17 protein-coding genes are annotated in these 15773 nt (G+C 72.6%); 7 read left to right on the top strand and 10 right to left on the bottom strand.

Features of this window, described 5'->3' with window-relative positions:
- Positions 1-66 precede the first annotated feature (66 nt).
- From ACIPXM_RS27575 to ACIPXM_RS27565, 3 genes are read left to right on the top strand one after another with little or no spacing between them, the layout of a single operon-like run.
- Positions 67-807, top strand: a complete 741-nt coding sequence (locus ACIPXM_RS27575) for a glyoxalase (protein ID WP_401660615.1) — start codon at positions 67-69, stop codon at positions 805-807.
- 50 nt (positions 808-857) lie between these two features.
- On the top strand, positions 858-1445 hold the full coding sequence (locus ACIPXM_RS27570; protein ID WP_401660612.1) for a GNAT family N-acetyltransferase: 588 nt from the start codon (positions 858-860) through the stop codon (positions 1443-1445).
- Positions 1446-1475: 30 nt separating this feature from the next.
- Positions 1476-1913 (top strand): YchJ family protein, encoded by a 438-nt coding sequence (locus ACIPXM_RS27565; RefSeq protein ID WP_401660609.1) that lies wholly within the window; start codon positions 1476-1478, stop codon positions 1911-1913.
- 72 nt (positions 1914-1985) lie between these two features.
- Here ACIPXM_RS27565 and ACIPXM_RS27560 read toward each other — a convergent pair whose 3' ends face one another.
- The 3 genes from ACIPXM_RS27560 to ACIPXM_RS27550 all read right to left on the bottom strand — a co-directional run bounded on the left by ACIPXM_RS27560 (position 1986) and on the right by ACIPXM_RS27550 (position 5828).
- Positions 1986-4073 carry an MDR family MFS transporter gene (locus ACIPXM_RS27560; RefSeq protein ID WP_401660606.1) on the bottom strand — a complete coding sequence of 696 codons (2088 nt, stop codon included), beginning with the start codon at positions 4071-4073 and terminating at the stop codon, positions 1986-1988.
- 66 nt (positions 4074-4139) lie between these two features.
- Complete coding sequence (locus ACIPXM_RS27555; protein WP_401660946.1) at positions 4140-4391, bottom strand: hypothetical protein; 252 nt, start codon at positions 4389-4391, stop codon at positions 4140-4142.
- Positions 4392-4763: 372 nt separating this feature from the next.
- Positions 4764-5828 carry an ATP-dependent DNA ligase gene (locus ACIPXM_RS27550; RefSeq protein ID WP_401660603.1) on the bottom strand — a complete coding sequence of 355 codons (1065 nt, stop codon included), beginning with the start codon at positions 5826-5828 and terminating at the stop codon, positions 4764-4766.
- A gap of 74 nt (positions 5829-5902) precedes the next feature.
- Here ACIPXM_RS27550 and ligD point away from each other — a divergent pair, with 74 nt between their 5' ends.
- A complete protein-coding gene (gene ligD / locus ACIPXM_RS27545; RefSeq protein WP_401660600.1) occupies positions 5903-6919 on the top strand; it encodes a non-homologous end-joining DNA ligase in 1017 nt (338 codons plus the stop codon).
- Positions 6920-6935: 16 nt separating this feature from the next.
- Here the strand turns inward: ligD and ACIPXM_RS27540 are convergent, their stop codons facing one another.
- Positions 6936-7730: an IclR family transcriptional regulator gene (locus ACIPXM_RS27540; protein WP_401660597.1), complete on the bottom strand. Its 795-nt coding sequence runs from the start codon at positions 7728-7730 to the stop codon at positions 6936-6938.
- A gap of 216 nt (positions 7731-7946) precedes the next feature.
- Here ACIPXM_RS27540 and ACIPXM_RS27535 point away from each other — a divergent pair, with 216 nt between their 5' ends.
- Positions 7947-8213 (top strand): WhiB family transcriptional regulator, encoded by a 267-nt coding sequence (locus ACIPXM_RS27535; protein ID WP_401660594.1) that lies wholly within the window; start codon positions 7947-7949, stop codon positions 8211-8213.
- 20 nt (positions 8214-8233) lie between these two features.
- On the opposite strand, the gene ACIPXM_RS27530 is transcribed toward ACIPXM_RS27535, so the two are convergent.
- The 3 genes from ACIPXM_RS27530 to ACIPXM_RS27520 all read right to left on the bottom strand — a co-directional run bounded on the left by ACIPXM_RS27530 (position 8234) and on the right by ACIPXM_RS27520 (position 10533).
- Positions 8234-9208, bottom strand: a complete 975-nt coding sequence (locus tag ACIPXM_RS27530) for an acyl-ACP desaturase (protein ID WP_401660591.1) — start codon at positions 9206-9208, stop codon at positions 8234-8236.
- A 228-nt stretch (positions 9209-9436) separates the two neighbouring features.
- Positions 9437-9670 carry a hypothetical protein gene (locus ACIPXM_RS27525; RefSeq protein WP_401660588.1) on the bottom strand — a complete coding sequence of 78 codons (234 nt, stop codon included), beginning with the start codon at positions 9668-9670 and terminating at the stop codon, positions 9437-9439.
- Between the two features lie 11 nt (positions 9671-9681).
- Positions 9682-10533 carry a helix-turn-helix transcriptional regulator gene (locus ACIPXM_RS27520; RefSeq protein WP_401660585.1) on the bottom strand — a complete coding sequence of 284 codons (852 nt, stop codon included), beginning with the start codon at positions 10531-10533 and terminating at the stop codon, positions 9682-9684.
- A 209-nt stretch (positions 10534-10742) separates the two neighbouring features.
- Between ACIPXM_RS27520 and ACIPXM_RS27515 the strand changes: the two genes are divergently transcribed.
- Positions 10743-11198 (top strand): ATP-binding protein, encoded by a 456-nt coding sequence (locus ACIPXM_RS27515; RefSeq protein WP_401660582.1) that lies wholly within the window; start codon positions 10743-10745, stop codon positions 11196-11198.
- 188 nt (positions 11199-11386) lie between these two features.
- Here ACIPXM_RS27515 and ACIPXM_RS27510 read toward each other — a convergent pair whose 3' ends face one another.
- The 3 genes from ACIPXM_RS27510 to ACIPXM_RS27500 all read right to left on the bottom strand — a co-directional run bounded on the left by ACIPXM_RS27510 (position 11387) and on the right by ACIPXM_RS27500 (position 14386).
- The gene (locus tag ACIPXM_RS27510; RefSeq protein WP_401660579.1) at positions 11387-13057 is read right to left on the bottom strand and encodes an ABC-F family ATP-binding cassette domain-containing protein; all 1671 of its coding nucleotides are present in this window, start codon (positions 13055-13057) and stop codon (positions 11387-11389) included.
- Between the two features lie 324 nt (positions 13058-13381).
- Positions 13382-13798 (bottom strand): SsgA family sporulation/cell division regulator, encoded by a 417-nt coding sequence (locus ACIPXM_RS27505; RefSeq protein WP_401660576.1) that lies wholly within the window; start codon positions 13796-13798, stop codon positions 13382-13384.
- Between the two features lie 108 nt (positions 13799-13906).
- On the bottom strand, positions 13907-14386 hold the full coding sequence (locus ACIPXM_RS27500; protein WP_401660573.1) for a (4Fe-4S)-binding protein: 480 nt from the start codon (positions 14384-14386) through the stop codon (positions 13907-13909).
- 75 nt (positions 14387-14461) lie between these two features.
- Here ACIPXM_RS27500 and ACIPXM_RS27495 point away from each other — a divergent pair, with 75 nt between their 5' ends.
- On the top strand, positions 14462-15631 hold the full coding sequence (locus ACIPXM_RS27495; protein WP_401660570.1) for a WD40/YVTN/BNR-like repeat-containing protein: 1170 nt from the start codon (positions 14462-14464) through the stop codon (positions 15629-15631).
- Positions 15632-15773 lie beyond the last annotated feature (142 nt).

Raw genomic sequence — 15773 nt, 5'->3', positions numbered from 1 at the left:
GCGCGGCGGCGCGCGAGCTGCCAGGGTGGCGGGGTCGCGGCGGACCACCTGAGGGGAGACCTGGGCATGGGCAGGGACAAGGAGGAGCGGAGCACGGACGAGGCCACGGGCACGACGGCGCCGGGCGGTGAGGCGGCCCCCGGGGTGACGCCGAACGAGGGCACGGTGCCGGTGCTGCCCTGTGTGTCGGTGCCGGAGACGCTGGAGTTCTACCGGGCCCTCGGCTTCGTCACGACGTACGAGCAGACCCGCCCGTACGTCTACCTGGCCCTCTCCTACAGCGGCTTCCAGCTGCACTTCGGCAAGGCGCCCGAGCACCTGGACCCGAGCCGTGAGGACGGCGGCGGCTGCCTGGTGATGGTCGACGCGGTCGCCCCGTACCACGCCGCCTTCAGTACGGCGATGCGCGCCGCGTACGGCAAGGTGCTCGGCACCGGGCGGCCCCGGATCACCCGCCACCGCAAGGGCGCGAGCCGCTTCACGCTGGTCGACCCCTCCGGGAACTCCCTCATCTTCATCCAGCGGGACGAACCGGCCGAGCTGGAGTACGGCGGCTCCAGGAAGCTGAAGGGGCTCGCCAGGGCGCTGGACAACGCGCGGATCCTCAGCGAGTTCAAGAACGACGACCGGACCGCCGTGAAGGCGCTGACCGTGGCGCTCGGCCGGTACGGCGACACCGCGCCGCACGACGAGCTGGTCCGCGCCCATGAGTTCCTGGTCGAGCTGACCACCGCGCTCGGCGAGCCCGAGGAGGCGGCGGCCTGGCAGGGGCGGCTCGCCGCGCTGCCCGCGGTGGGCACGGCCTAGGAGGCGACCCCGGTGCGGGCTTCAAGATCGTTTATGCGCAGAATGGGCGCATGGCGACAGCGAACATGCCCCGGAAAGCGGTCCTCGACGACGACCAGGCGATCAGCCGTGCCCTGGCCCTGGCCTTCGACGACGACCCGATGATGCGCTGGTTCTTCCCCGAGGAGGCCACCCGCGAGGCGACCCTCACCCGGTACTTCTCGACGATCTTCACCGGCCAGTACCTGGCCAACGGCGTCTGCGAACGCACCGAGGACGCGGCGGCGTTCTGGGTCCCGGCCGGGGCCCGGGCGGTGCCCGACGACGAGACCATCCAGCGGCTGATCGGGATCCTCGGCGACCGGGCGGGACTCTTCAAGGAGGCCGTCGGCACCGCCGCCGAGCACACCCCGGCCGAGGCCCACTGGTCGCTCGCGCTGATCGGCGCCGCCCCCGCCGCCCAGGGCACCGGGCAGGGCGGCGCGCTGCTCCGGTCCGGCCTCGCCCAGGCCGACGCGGCGGGCCTGCCGGTCTACCTGGAGTCCTCCAAGGCCGCGAACCTGCCGGTGTACCGGCACTTCGGCTTCGAGGTGCGCGAGGAGTTCGCGCTGCCGGGCGGCGGCCCGGTGCTGTGGGGGATGTGGCGCGCGGCGCGCTGATCCGCTCGGGCGGGGCGCGACAATGGACGCATGTCCCGACGCAAGCCCCGCCCCACCCCTCCCGTCCGCCCCACCGGTATCGCCGCCGACGCACCCTGTCCCTGCGGTCTCCCGGCGGCCTACGGCGGCTGCTGCGGCCGGTTCCACCAGGGGCCCGCGACCGCCCCGACCGCCGAACTCCTGATGCGCTCCCGCTACAGCGCCTTCGTCGTCCGGGACGAGCCCTACCTGCTGCGCACCTGGGCGCCGGGGACCCGCCCCGCCGACGTCGACTTCGACCCGGGGCTGCGCTGGGCGGGGCTCGACATCGAGGACACCACCGACGGCTCCGCCTTCCACCAGCAGGGCACGGTCACCTTCCGGGCCCGCTTCCGCCAGGACGGCACAGCGGGCGAACTGCACGAGCGCAGCCGGTTCGCGCGGCACGAGGGCGCCTGGGTGTACGTGGACGGGGAGTTCCTGGACTGAGGGACGGGACGTCCCGTACGGGAGGGGCGTACGGGACCGGCGGAGCCGTCTCGGGCCCGCCGGGCCCGGGGCTCAGCGCGCGCCCGCGATCGCCTTCTCGTGCTGCGGAAGCCCCTGCGCCAGGTCCTCCGCGATCAGCTTCTTCGCGATGGAGTCGGTCGCCGCCCGCAGCTCCGGGCCGCTGGGGCGGCCCCGCTCCTGCTCGACGCGCTCGGCCAGCCAGTCGCCCCACGCCTTGGTGATGACGTCCGCCTCGCGCTTCCCGGCCGTGGTGTGCGAGAGCACATTGCCGTACCGGGTGAGGAAGCCCTCGTCGACCATCCGGTCGAACACCGGCAGCAGGACCTCGGGCGGGACGCGGCGGCCCGCCGCGATCAGGCCGAGGCTGGCGTGGCCGACCGAGCGGGTGAAGAGCTCGACCTGCATGACGGCCCAGGCGCCCGCCACGTCGAGCCGGGTGTCGGAGGCGTCGACGATCCGCCGGGCGGTGTCCAGGTCGGTCCTGCGGACGATCCGGGCGACGGACAGTTCGAGGAGCTTGGCCGAGTCGCCGGTGGCGGTGGGGGAGGCGAAGCCCTCGCCCATGTCGGAGGCCGAGGCGCGGGCCGTGTCGCGCAGCGCCACCTGCTTGAGGAAGAACGCGACGACGAAGCCGACCGCGGCCACCGGCACCGTCCACAGGAAGACGGTGTGCAGGGTGTCCGCGTAGGCCCGCACGATCGGCTCGGCGACCTGGTCGGGCAGCCCGTGCAGGCCGGCCGGGCTCTGCGCGGCCTTCCCGACCGACGCCGGGTCGAGACCGAGGCTCGCCGCCCGCGCCGACGCCTCGCCGACGCCCTCGGTGAGGTTGGGCTTCAGGGAGTTGGCGTAGATGGTGCCGAACACGGCGGTGCCGAAGGAGCTGCCGAGGGTACGGAAGAAGGTGACGCCCGAGGTGGCGGTGCCGAGGTCGGTGTACTCGACGGTGTTCTGCACGGCGATGGTGAGGACCTGCATGCACAGACCGATGCCGACGCCGAGCACGAACATGTACAGCGATTCCAGCCAGGTGCTGGTGCCGGGGCCCATCAGGGAGAGCAGATACAGGCCGACGCCCATCACCAGGCAGCCGACGATGGGGAAGATCCGGTAGGTGCCGGTCTTGCTGACGACATTGCCGCTGAAGATCGACGCGATCAGCAGACCGACCACCATCGGCAGGGTGCGGATGCCGGAGATCGTCGCCGAGTCCCCGTCCACGTACTGCAGATACGTCGGCAGGAAGGTCATCGCGCCGAGCATCGCGAAGCCGACGACGAAGCTCAGCACCGAGCAGACCGTGAACACCGGATTGCCGAACAGCCGCATCGGCAGCATCGGTTCGGGCGCGCGGGTCTCCGCCCAGCAGAACAGGGCGAGTGCGATGAGCCCGCCCGCGAACAGGCCGATGATGACACCGGAGCCCCAGGCGTACTCGTTGCCGCCCCAACTCGTCGCCAGGATCAGGGCGCTGGAGCCGATGGCGACCAGCGCGATGCCCAGGTAGTCGATGACCGGGCGGCTGGTGGAGCGCACCGAGGGAATGGTGCGGGCGGCGGCGATGACGACCAGGATCGCGATGGGCACATTGACGTAGAAGGCCCAGCGCCAGCTGAGGTGGTCGGTGAACAGCCCGCCGAGCAGCGGCCCGATGACGGTCGAGACACCGAACACGGCGCCGATCGCGCCCTGGTACTTGCCGCGTTCGCGCAGCGGGATGACGTCGGCGATCAGCGCCATCGCGGTGACCATGAGGCCGCCGGCGCCGATGCCCTGGAGGCCGCGCCACACGATGAGCAGCGTCATGTTGGTGGCGAGGCCGCAGAGGAACGAGCCGGTGATGAAGACGACCGCGGAGATCTGGAAGATCACCTTGCGGCCGAAGAGATCGCCGAACTTGCCGACCAGGACGGTCGCGACGGTCTCCGCGAGCAGGTACGAGGTGACCACCCAGGACATGTGGGCGGCGCCGCCGAGGTCCGACACGATCGTCGGGAGCGCGGTGCCGACGATCGTCTGGTCGAGCGCGGCGAGCAGGACGCCGAGCATGATCGTGCCGAAGACGATGTTGCGGCGGCGGCCGTCGAGCACCGGCGGCTCGGCGGCGGGGGGCGCGGGCGCTGCTTCGCTGGTGGTGGTCACCCTCGCAGGCTCACACCGCTCCCGGTGTCCTGCATCCGGAGTACGCCCGAACCGGTGACCAGGGCATCAGTACCCGGGGCGCACCGGCAGCTTCGGGTGGTGCTTGGCAAGCACCTTGTTCGCGCGGGCGAGGGCCGCGAGGGCGTACTCGCGGTCGGCGTGGTCCTCGGGGCAGAGCGGGCCGCGGAAGCGGTACACCTCGCGCGCCGCGCTGTCCGCGTCGACCTCGGCCTGCAGCACGTGCAGCGGCAGGCAGGAACCGATCAGCGCGGCGACGCGGTCGGGGATCGGTACGGGTACGAGGGTCGAGGGCGAGATGATCACGAGCGGTCCTTGTGGGGGTCGTCGGGCGGCGAGAGGGTTGCTCTCTTCGGTACGTACGTCACGTACTTCCATACGTACCGGATGGCGGTGCCGGTTCGACGACGCCTCCGTCACCGCCGGGCAACAGCCGTCGGACGTCTTCGGCGAGGCGTACGGGAGGACCGGCCGCGGCCCGCGCGCGGTGCCGCGCGTTCCCGCAGGTGCGCCGGGGTGCGACGGCGGGACCGTGCGTCAGTCCGTCGAACGCGTGGCTTGATCAAGTCCCTTGCCGCGCAAACCTGGTGTGGGGCATCTCACGTCCGGCCGGAAGCCGTCGACGGGTCGTTCGCGACCCGGTGCCGTGGCGGTCCCGGCCCCCGGGACGGCTCAGTCGCGGCCCAGGATCTCCGCCAGGTCGTACGACACCGGCTCCTCCAACTGCCCGTACCCGCACGATTCGGGCGTCCGGTCCGGGCGCCAGCGCTTGAACTGGGCGGTGTGGCGGAAGCGGTCGCCCTCCATGTGGTCGTAGCCGACCTCGCAGACCCGCTCCGGCCGCAGCGCCACCCACGACAGGTCCTTCTTCCCCGACCAGCGGCTCGGTGCCCCCGGCAGCCGCGCGCCCTCGTGCGCCGCCTCCTCGGCCCAGGCCGCCCACGGGTGCCCGGTGGCCGGATCCATCACCAGCGGGGCCAGCTCCTCGATCAGCTCGGCCCGCCGCTTGGCGGTGAACGCGGCGCACACGCCCACGTGCTGGAGCGCGCCCCGGTCGTCGTACAGACCGAGCAGCAGCGAGCCGACCACCGGGCCGCTCTTGTGCAGCCGGTACCCGGCGACCACCACGTCCGCCGTCCGCTCGTGCTTGATCTTGTACATCAGCCGTTCGTCCGGCCGGTACGGCAGATCCAGCGGCTTGGCGATCACCCCGTCGAGCCCCGCGCCCTCGTACTGCTCGAACCAGCGGGCGGCGACCGCCGGGTCCCGGGTCGCGGGCGCCAGGTGCACCGGCGGCGTCACCCCGGCGAGCACCCGCTCAAGGGTGGCGCGCCGCTCGGCCAGCGGGGTGTCCAGGAACGACTCGTCGCCGAGGGCGAGGAGGTCGAACGCGATGAACCGGGACGGCGTGGTATCCGCCAGCATCCGCACCCGCGACTCGGCCGGGTGGATCCGCTCCGAGAGCCGGTCGAAGTCGAGCCGCCCGTCGTGCTCGATGACGATCTCGCCGTCCACCACGCACCGCTCCGGAAGCCGCGCGAGCAGCGCGTCGGCCAGCTCGGGGAAGTAGCGGCCGAGCGGCTTGCCGGTGCGGCTGCCGAGGAAGAGCTCCGCGCCGTCGCGGTGCGCCAGGGCGCGGAAGCCGTCCCACTTGGCCTCGTACTGCATCCCCGGCGGGATCTTCTTGACGGCCTTCGCCAGCATCGGTTTCACGGGTGGCATCACCGGCAGGTCCATGCGCCGAGTCTAGAAGTCGTGCACTGATTCGTCCCGATATGCGGCCTCTGAGGGTGCGACCTAGGCTGACCGGCATGGCAGGCAAGGCGGCAGCGGTGGAGCTCGAGGTCGGCGACCGGATCGTGAAGGTGTCGAACCCGGACAAGGTGTATTTCCCCGAGCCCGGCTACACCAAGCTCGACATGGTCCGTTACTACCTGGCCGTCGGCGACGGCATCACCCGCGCGCTGCGCGACCGCCCCACCACGCTGGAGCGTTATCCCGACGGGGTGACCGGCGAATCGTTCTTCCAGAAGCGCGCTCCCAAGTACCTGCCGGACTGGATCCCCACCGCCCACATCACCTTTCCCAGCGGGCGTTCGGCGGACGAGATGTGCCCCACCGAACCGGCCGCCGTGCTGTGGGCGGCCAACCTCGGCGCCGTCACCTTCCACCCCTGGCCGGTCCGCCGCGAGGACACCGACCACCCCGACGAACTGCGCATCGACCTCGACCCGCAGCCCGGCACCGACTACGCCGACGCCGTCCGCGCCGCCCATGAACTGCGCGCGGTGCTCGACGAGCACGGACTGCGCGGCTGGCCCAAGACGTCCGGCGGGCGCGGCCTGCACGTGTTCGTGCCGATCCTGCCCGACTGGACGTTCACACAGGTCAGAAGGGCCGCGATCGCCGTCGGCCGGGAGCTGGAACGCCGCATGCCGGAGAAGGCGACCATCAAGTGGTGGAAGGAGGAGCGCGGCGAGCGGATCTTCGTCGACTACAACCAGACCGCCCGCGACCGCACCATCGCCTCCGCCTACTCGGTCCGCCCGCGCCCGCACGCCCCGGTCTCCGCGCCGCTGCGCTGGGACGAGATCGACGACGTGGTGCCACGCGACTTCGACATCCGCACCATGCCCGAGCGGTACGCCGAACTCGGCGACGTCCACGCCGACATGGACGACGAGCGCTTCAGCCTGGAGTCGCTGCTCGAACTCGCCCGCCGTGACGAGGCCGACCACGGCCTCGGTGACCTGCCCTATCCGCCGGAGTACCCGAAGATGCCGGGCGAGCCGAAGCGGGTGCAGCCGAGCCGCGCCAAGAAGGAGTGACCGGCCGCGCCGGTGGCTACGCCTCCGGGGCGCGCCGCTCGCCCGGCGGGAGCAGCAGCACTTCGAGCGCCCGGGCGCACGCGCGGGCCTGCGCCAGGAACCAGTCGAGCCGGCTGTCGCTGAGCACCGAGGGCGCGGCCCGCAGCCCGAGCGCGAACCGGGCGTGCCCGGACCGGTCCAGGACCGGTACGGCGAGGGTGCGGGCGCCGAAGGACGGCTCGTCGTCCGCCAGGGCGTGCCCCCTGGCCCGTACGAGCGCCGACGTGTGATCCTCGGGGTCCGGCGGACCGCCGTGGCCCGGCACCTCGTCGGGCGCGCCGGCGGCGGGCCAGGCGAGCAGCACCGTGCCGAGCGCGGTGGAACGCAGCGGACGCCGCAGACCCACCTTGGGGGTGACCGTGCCGCCCGCGACGATGACGGCGTGGCCGCCGCCGCGCAGCGCGAGGGCGGTGCCGGTGCCGGTGCGGTCGGCCAGGTCGCGCAGCTCGGGGCCGGCCAGCTGCAGACCGCGCTGGTGGTACGAGAGGCGGCCGAGCTCGGTCACGGTGGGGCCGAGCCGGTAGCGGGCGGTCCGCGGGTCCTGTTCCAGGAAACCGCCCGCGAGCAGGGTTCTGGCCAGCCGGTGCGCCGTGGAGGTGGACAGGCCGAGGCGGCGCGCCAGGTCCGACGCGGTCGGATCGGGCCCGTTGTCGTGGAACCCCTGGAGCATGTCGAGCGCCCGCCGCACCGCCTGGGCGCCGGCGGGCACGGGGGCGGACGGCTGCGGTGCGATCCGGGGCGTGGCCTGCGTGCTCGTGGCCTGCGTACTCATGGCCCCACGCTGCCACATCGCGGGAGCCGTTCCGGGGCTGAACGCCGTTCTGGAAACACACCGTTCACGCGTCGTCCCACCCGGTGGGCACGGCCAGGGCATGACTGGCCGAAAACGGTGGGGTGAACACCCCGGCGCGCCGTGTTGACGGTGCCCGGTGGGCGCGTTGATCGGACGTTGATGACCCGTTTAGGGCGCCCGACCAGGCTGTTCCCCATGCAGACCGACACGATGACCGCCGCCCCGCAGCCCCTCCTGACCGAGGACCTCTCCTGGCAGCGGGACGCCCTGTGCGCCCAGGCCGGACCCGAGTTCTTCTTCCCGGCGCCCGGCTCCTCGACCCGTGAGGCCAAGCAGCTGTGCGGGGCGTGCGAGGGGCGGGTGGCCTGCCTGGAGTACGCGCTCGCGAACGACGAGCGGTTCGGGGTGTGGGGCGGGCTCTCGGAGAAGGAGCGCTTCAAGCTGAAGCGCGTACGGGGCTGACGCCCGCCCCGGGACCGGACTCAGCCCGCCGCGCGGGCCGCGAGCCGGGCCTTGCGGGCGGCCAGCCGCTCGTCGAACTTGCGGGCCTCGCCGTCCAGGCCGTTCATGAACAGGCCCAGCTCCTCCTGGGCCGCCAGGCCGTCCGGGCCGAGCCCGCCGATCTCCAGGACCTTGAGGAAGCGCAGCACCGGCTGGAGCACGTCGTCGTGGTGGATGCGCATGTTGTAGACGCCGCCGATGGCCATCTGGGCCGCCGCCCGCTCGAAGCCGGGCATGCCGTGGCCGGGCATCCGGAAGTTGACGACGACGTCGCGGACCGACTGCATGGTGAGGTCGGGCGCCAGCTCGAAGGCGGCCCGCAGCAGGTTGCGGTAGAAGATCATGTGCAGGTTCTCGTCGAGCGCGATGCGCGCGAGCATCCGGTCGCAGACCGGGTCGCCGGACTGGTGGCCGGTGTTGCGGTGCGAGATGCGGGTGGCCAGCTCCTGGAACGCCACGTAGGCGATGGAGTGCAGCATCGAGTGACGGTTGTCGGACTCGAAACCTTCACTCATATGGGCCATGCGGAATCGTTCCAGCTCGTCCGGGTCCACCGCGCGGGAGGCCAGCAGGTAGTCCCGCATGACGATGCCGTGGCGGCCCTCCTCGGCGGTCCAGCGGTGCACCCAGGTGCCCCAGGCGCCGTCGCGGCCGAAGAGCGTGGCGATCTCGTGGTGGTAGCTGGGCAGATTGTCCTCGGTCAGCAGGTTCACCACCAGGGCGATCCGGCCGATGTCGGTGACCTTGGACTGCGAGCGGTCCCACGCCTCGCCGTCCTCGAAGAAGCCGGGGAAGTTGCGGCCGTCGGACCAGGGCACGTACTCGTGCGGCATCCAGTCCTTGGTGACCTTCAGATGGCGGTCGAGCTCCGTCGCCACCACCTCTTCCAGGGCGTACAGGAGCCGCGCGTCGGTCCACCCTGCGGAACTGCCGAGGTGGGGAGAGGTGATCGTCACGGGAACTCCTGGGGACGGAGAAGGGCATAAGGAACTACCTACGGATTCGTAGGTTACGAGACCGTAGGTTAAAGGCCCCATAAGCCGGTGGCCAAGCCCGTCCGGGTGATGTCCGATTACGTTCCGTTATGCGCCCGGCTCCCGCGCCCGCGTACGAGCGCGCAGGAGATCCAGGTCACGCGCCGATGCGCCCGTCGCGGCCCGCGCCCCAGGCCGCCGGGCGGCTACTCAGAGCAGATGATCGGCCGCGCCCGCCTTCACAGCGGAGATCAGCGCCCGCAGGGCCTCGACGGAGTCGCTGACATAGCTGTCCGGGGCCAGGGTCGAACCGATGTACGCCTGTCCCGCGTCGTCCAGGCCGAAGCGGAAGCAGTTCGCGCCCTCGCTGCAGAACGCCTCGTTCCAGTCGATCTCCCGGCGGGCCCCGACGGAGTGGACGGCGCTGTCGTTGAAAGGGTTCATGTGCGGGTACCTCACAGGTCCTGGGCGATGGTGCGGATGAAGTCGCGGGAGGCCGGAAGCGGCAGCGCGAGCCCGCGCAGTCGCTCCAACAGGCTCCGGTAGCGCCGCAGTTGCATATCGGTGTCGAGGAGTATCGAGCCGTGCGACGAGTCGAGCTGCACGGTGTCGAGCTGCGGCACGGGCGCGCCCACGTAGGTGAACGACTGGCCCGCCCCGGGGAAACCGCCGGCCGTGAAAGGGATGACCCGGACGGTGATCGTCTCGCGCTCCGAACGCTCCAGGATGTGTTCCAGCTGCGCCCGCGCGACCTTCGGGCCGCCGAACTGCATGCGCAGCGCCGCCTCGTGGATCACCGCCTCGTACAGCGTGGGCCGGTCCCGGTCGAGCACCTCCTGGCGGCGCAGCCGCAGTTCGAGCCGGGCCTCCAGATCGGGATCCGGCAGCGCCGGGACCGCCGTGTCGAAGACCGCCCGCGCGTGCTCCTCGGTCTGCAGCAGGCCGGGGATGTGGGTGGTGACCCCGGTGATCAACTCATGCGCGTGGAACTCGAGTTCGGCGATGTCGAGCAGGGCGGGCGGCAGCAGTCCGCGGTGCTGCTCCCACCAGCCGCGGTCGCGCTCCTGCGCCGTCGCGGCGAGCAGGTCGATCAGACCGGCGTCCGGGCAGCCGTAGTTGAAGGCGAGGGTGCGGACCCGTTCCGGGCTGATGCCGAACCGTCCGGACTCGATGTTCGGGATGCGGGTGCGGTCCACGCCCAGGAGGGCCGCGGCCTGCTGGGCCGACATGCCGGACTGTTCGCGCAGTTTGCGCAGTTCTAGCCCGAGGCGCTGCTGACGCGCGGTCGGGGTGCTCCTGGGTGGCACGCTCGATCTCCCCCTTGGTTGGTCCGGGGGTGCAACCCCGGACGAATGAGCCGGAACGACACAAGTGCGAGTGACTACTTCCAAGTAGTAGCACTGTGCTCCGCTCGTACGCTACGGTCGGTAGCGCAAGTCTCACACGGGGCTATCGCTTTCGGCTGTGAGCACCCCCACACCAGAGGAAATGTGAGCGAAACCTGATGAAGGGCGCCATGCGTTGCCTTCCGACCTCCGCCGCGGCGGCGGCCGGACCCATACCTCCCGCGGTCGAGAACCTCAGCTACTCGATGCTGCTCCCCGGGGGTGCCTACTGCGCCGGACTCGCCCGCGAGTCGCTGCGCACCCTGCTGAACCGGCACGGCCTCGCCGAGCTGTGCGACACCGCCGCGCTCGCCGCCTCGGAGCTGGTCTCCGCCGCGTACCGGTTCACCCCCGACCGCGAGATGATCCTGCGGGTGCGCTGGCAGTACGACGCGCTGCGCATCGTGCTGTACGACCAGCACCCCGCCCATGACGCGCCCACCGCGGCCGAGGAATGCCGCGACCGCCGCAGCCGCAGCATGTGGCTGCTGGCCGCGGCGGTCCAGGCGCACGGCGGCGACTGGGGACTCGCCCCGGTCCTCACGCCCGGTGGCGGCACCAAGTCCTGGGCCTTACTCCACCGCTGACATCCCACGGCGGATTCGCCCAGGCCGGTAGCCCCGGCGTTCGTCCCCGACCCGTACCTCCCGGTGCCCGTGCCCCGGACCGTACGTCTCGGTGGTCGCGCCCCGGCTCACGCGCCCCGGCGGAGTTCCGCACCCCCCACACCCCGCAGTCCGCTCCGGGCCTCCCTCCAGGCCCTCCGCACGGTCCCCTACGGGCCCGTCACCCCCTCGCTCTCCCGGTCCTCCGCCAGCTCCTCGGCCCGCACGGCGGCAGCCGTCGTCGGCCGCAGCTCACCGTCGAGCCGCAGCCAGCGGGTGATGCCCAGCGACTCCAGGAACGGCACATCGTGGCTGACCACGATCAACGCCCCCGCGTACGCGTCGAGCGCCGACGTCAGGCTCCGAACCGACGCCAGATCCAGATTGTTCGTCGGCTCGTCGAGCAGCAGCAGCCGCGGCGCCGGTTCGGCGAGCAGCAGCGCCGCGAGCGCCGCGCGGAACCGCTCGCCGCCCGACAGCGTCCCGGCCGCCCGGTCGGCCCGGCCGCCCCGGAACAGGAACCGGGCAAGCCGCGCCCTGATCTCGTTGGGGGTCGCGCCCGGCGCGAACCGGGCCACGTTCTCCACCACGCTGAGCCCGTCGTCCAGGATGTCCAGGCGCTGCGGCAGGAACCGCAGCGGAACCCGCACCGCCGCCTCGCCCGCGACCGGCGCCAGCTCACCCGCGATCGTCCGCAGCAGGGTCGTCTTCCCGGCCCCGTTCCGGCCGAGCAGTGCCACCCGCTCCGGGCCCCGCAGCTCGAAACCGCCGGCCACCCGGCTCCCGTACGGCAGCTCCAGATCCTGCAGGAGCAGCACCTCACGGCCCGGATGCACGGTGGTGCGCGGCAGCTCGATCCTGATCTCGTCGTCGTCGCGCACCGCCTCCACCGCCGCGTCGAGCCGCGAACGCGCCTCGGTGAGCCGCTCGGTGTGCAGCGCCCGGTGCTTGCCGGACGACACCTCCGCCGACGACCGCCGGCTGTTCGCGACGATCTTCGGCACCACCTTGTTCTCGTAGCTCTTCTGCGCGTACCGCTTGCGGCGGGCCAACTTCATCTGGGCGTCGCCCAGTTCGCGCCGCTGCCGCTGTACGTCGGCCTCGGCGACCCGCACCATCCGTTCCGCCGCCTCCTGTTCGGCGGCAAGCGCCGCCCGATAGTCCGACCAGGCGCCGCCGTACCAGCGCACCTCGCCGTCCCGGAGATCGGCGATCTGGTCGACCCGCTCCAGGAGTTCACGGTCGTGGCTCACCACGAGCAGCACCCCGGACCAGGCGTCGACCGCCTCGTACAGCCGCCGCCTGGCCCGCAGATCGAGGTTGTTCGTCGGCTCGTCGAGCAGCAGCACATCGGGCCGGGCCAGCAGCAGCGCGGCCAGCCGCAGCAGCACCGACTCGCCGCCGGAGAGCTCGCCGATGGTGCGGTCGAGCCCCACGTGCCCGAGCCCGAGCTGATCGAGCACCGCCACGGCCCGCTCCTCCACGTCCCAGTCGTCACCGACGGCCGTGAAGTGCGCCTCCGAGGTGTCGCCCGACTCGATCGCGTGCAGCGCGGCCCGGGCGACGTCGATCCCCAGCACCTCGTCGACCTTCAGTCCGGTGGCCAGGACCAGGTTCTGCGGCAGATGCCCGACCTCGCCCGCGATCCGGACGGTGCCCTCGGCCGGGGTCAGCTCCCCGGCGATCAGCTTCAACAGGGTCGACTTGCCGGAGCCGTTGAGCCCGACCAGACCGGTGCGCCCGGGACCGACCGCGAGCCGGAAGTCCGTCAGGACGGGCGTGCCGTCCGGCCAGGCGAAGGAGACGTCGGTGCAGTGGACGAAAACGGGGCGTGCTGACATGAGGTGCCTCCCGGTGAGGGTGCGAAGCGTGGAAAAGGGCTACGCGTGAGACACCGGGACGCGGGTGGGAGCCGGGGACGACGGAGAACGCCGAAGAGATCCGGATCGGAGCTGTGCTCGCACACCGAGGTCGAGGACGGCACACGCGGCGGCGGAGCGGCACGCGCGGCACGGTGTCTCGGACCTCAGCAGAACAACGGCTTTCTCCGATCGGCGGCGACAACGACGGGGAGAACGCTACGGCCGGGAGGAGGGCGGAGCAATCGAATTAACGGGCCTCGATCCCCGAGGCCCCGTCCTGAAGGCCCGTCCTGAAGGCCCGTCCTACGGGTGCTCCTCGAGGAGATGCGCCAGGTCCTGGTCCCAGTCCAGGTACTGGTGCTCACGGCCGGACGGCACCAGATGCTGCGAGCGCTCCAGGAAGCTGCGCAGCTCGGAGGTGCGGATGTGGACCATGGCCACGCCCTCGGGCGCGTGGAACTCGACGACCGTGCGGTCGTAGCCGTACGGGCGGAGCCGGACGTCACCGACCCCGGCCGGTCCGTCCACGCCCTGCACGAGGAGTTCTCTGGCGAAGGCCCACGAGACCTCGACGCCTTCGAGGGTCGCCGGTGGCGGGAACGCCATGCTCACGGCGTACGGATCCTCGCGGTCGTAGCGCAGGGTGGCGGCGACGGACTCGGCGCGGGGCGCGGACGCGACCAGTCGCGCCTGCACTGCCTGCTCGATGACGGTGGACATGGCCAGCCTCCTGCCGGGGTTTACTTCTGGTTCTCCTGGCGTCTCCCTGACACAAGAAGAGACGAACGGCGGGGGCCGAACGTGCACTGGAGGGGTACGTGAGCTGTGTCACCGCTCCGCGGCGATGTCGAAGTCGCCGTTCGCACACGGCCCGGAATGATCGCAGTAGGGCTGGTTCGCGGAGTCGCCGCAGCCACAGAGCACCGCTCTCACCTCGTGCCGCTCACCCGCCGCGGTGCCGCCCGGGCCCGTCCGTACCAGGAGGTCGCCCCGTACCAGGAGCCGGCCGTCCGACAGTCGCTGGACCGTGGTGGGGGAGTCCGGCGCCTCGGCCGCCCCGTCGGCGAGCCGGTAGCGCAGGGCGCCCGACGGACACCGCCTGATCACCTCGGCGACCCGCTCGGCGGACGCCTGGTCGGGCTGCACCCAGGGCCGTTTCTGCAGGTCGAAGACGTCGGGCAGGCCATGGACGCACGCGGCGGCATGCAGACAGCGGCGCGGCTCGAAGGTGACGGTGATGCCCTCGCCGTCGTACTCCTTGAGCTTCGGCGCCTCGTCCGGGCTGGGGTCGCTGGTGCGGTCCGTCATGCGGCCCAGCCTAGGAAGGCGGGGCCGGGTACGCACTCTGGACGGGATCATCGCGGTGGGCTAGCTTCCGGCGCCATGACCCTGACACGAGCGGTACGGACGGAACGGGCAGGACACGCGGTACGGGTGGGACGGGCGGGGCGATCGAGGGTCGCGGGGCTCGCGGGGGCGGCGCTCGCGCTGGTGCTCGCGGTGCCGGGCGCGGCACACGCGCAGACGCAGGACCGGGCGGGGGAGCGGCCGCAGGGGCACGGCGCCCCCGGGCTCGGGTGGCGGCTGACCCCGACCGGGACGGACGCCCGTTTCCGCGGGCTCGCGGCGGTGGACCGTTCGGTGGCCTGGGCCGCCGGATCGAAGGGCACGGTGCTGCGCACCACCGACGGCGGCCGGAGCTGGCGAAACGTCTCGCCGCCCGGGGCGGGGCCGGACGGGCTGGAGTTCCGTGACGTCGAGGCGTTCGACGCGCGGCGGGCCGTGGTCCTCGCGATCGGCGAGGGCGAGGCGTCCCGGGTGCTGCGCACCGAGGACGGCGGGGCGACCTGGACGGAGTCGTTCCGGAACACCGACCCGCGGGCCTTCTACGACTGCATGACCTTCTTCGACCGGCGCCACGGCCTCGCGATGAGCGACCCGGTGGACGGCCGGTTCCGGATCCTGTCGACCCGGGACGGCGGCCGGAGCTGGACGGTGCTGCCGGACGCCGGGATGCCCGCCGCGCTCCCCGGCGAGGCAGGGTTCGCCGCGAGCGGTCAGTGCCTGGTGTCGGCCGGGCCGCGCGATGTGTGGCTGGCGACCGGCGGCGGCGAGCGGGGCCGGGTGCTGCACTCCGCCGACCGGGGGCTGACCTGGACCGCGACCGGGACGACCGTCCCGGCGGGGGAGGGTGCGAAGGGCGTCTTCGGTCTGGCCTTCCGCGACCGGTGGCACGGCATCGCGGTCGGCGGCGACTACCGCAAGGACCAGCCGTCGCCCCTGGCCGCCGCGACCACCCGCGACACGGGCCGCACCTGGACCGCCGCCGCCACCCCGCCGCCCGCCTACCGCTCGGGCGTCGCCTGGCTGCCCGGCAGCCGAAGCGCGGCCCTGACCGTCGGCCCCACCGGCACCGACCTCAGCACCGACGCGGGCCGCAGCTGGCGGACCGTCGACCCCGGCTCGTACGACACCGTCGACTGCGCGGCCGACGGCGCCTGCTGGGCCTCCGGCGAGCAGGGCAGGATCGCCCGGCTGACCCTGCGGCGCTGACCCGGGCGGTACCGGCCGCGGGGGGGGGGGGGGGGGGGGGCCCCCCCCCCCCCCCCCCGCCCCGCCGCCGGGCCCCCCCCCCCCCCGCGGGGGGGGGGGGGGGGGGGGGGCCGGGCGGGGGGGCGGGGGGGGCGGGGGCGGG

Source organism: Streptomyces sp. NPDC090025, assembly GCF_044748125.1.
Classification (GTDB): Bacteria; Actinomycetota; Actinomycetes; order Streptomycetales; family Streptomycetaceae; genus Streptomyces.
Note: the sequence above shows the minus strand (reverse complement) of the source record. Positions and strands in the feature narration are given on the sequence as shown.

Coding starts and splice junctions, on each gene's coding strand:
- ligD (WP_401660600.1), top strand. CDS start 5,903: ATGGCAGGCAAGGCGGCAGCGGTGGAGCTCGAGGTCGGCGACCGGATC.
- ACIPXM_RS27565 (WP_401660609.1), top strand. CDS start 1,476: ATGTCCCGACGCAAGCCCCGCCCCACCCCTCCCGTCCGCCCCACCGGT.
- ACIPXM_RS27495 (WP_401660570.1), top strand. CDS start 14,462: ATGACCCTGACACGAGCGGTACGGACGGAACGGGCAGGACACGCGGTA.
- ACIPXM_RS27570 (WP_401660612.1), top strand. CDS start 858: ATGGCGACAGCGAACATGCCCCGGAAAGCGGTCCTCGACGACGACCAG.
- ACIPXM_RS27510 (WP_401660579.1), bottom strand. CDS start 13,057: ATGTCAGCACGCCCCGTTTTCGTCCACTGCACCGACGTCTCCTTCGCC.
- ACIPXM_RS27525 (WP_401660588.1), bottom strand. CDS start 9,670: ATGAACCCTTTCAACGACAGCGCCGTCCACTCCGTCGGGGCCCGCCGG.
- ACIPXM_RS27540 (WP_401660597.1), bottom strand. CDS start 7,730: ATGAGTACGCAGGCCACGAGCACGCAGGCCACGCCCCGGATCGCACCG.
- ACIPXM_RS27505 (WP_401660576.1), bottom strand. CDS start 13,798: ATGTCCACCGTCATCGAGCAGGCAGTGCAGGCGCGACTGGTCGCGTCC.
- ACIPXM_RS27515 (WP_401660582.1), top strand. CDS start 10,743: ATGCGTTGCCTTCCGACCTCCGCCGCGGCGGCGGCCGGACCCATACCT.
- ACIPXM_RS27550 (WP_401660603.1), bottom strand. CDS start 5,828: ATGGACCTGCCGGTGATGCCACCCGTGAAACCGATGCTGGCGAAGGCC.
- ACIPXM_RS27500 (WP_401660573.1), bottom strand. CDS start 14,386: ATGACGGACCGCACCAGCGACCCCAGCCCGGACGAGGCGCCGAAGCTC.
- ACIPXM_RS27575 (WP_401660615.1), top strand. CDS start 67: ATGGGCAGGGACAAGGAGGAGCGGAGCACGGACGAGGCCACGGGCACG.
- ACIPXM_RS27535 (WP_401660594.1), top strand. CDS start 7,947: ATGCAGACCGACACGATGACCGCCGCCCCGCAGCCCCTCCTGACCGAG.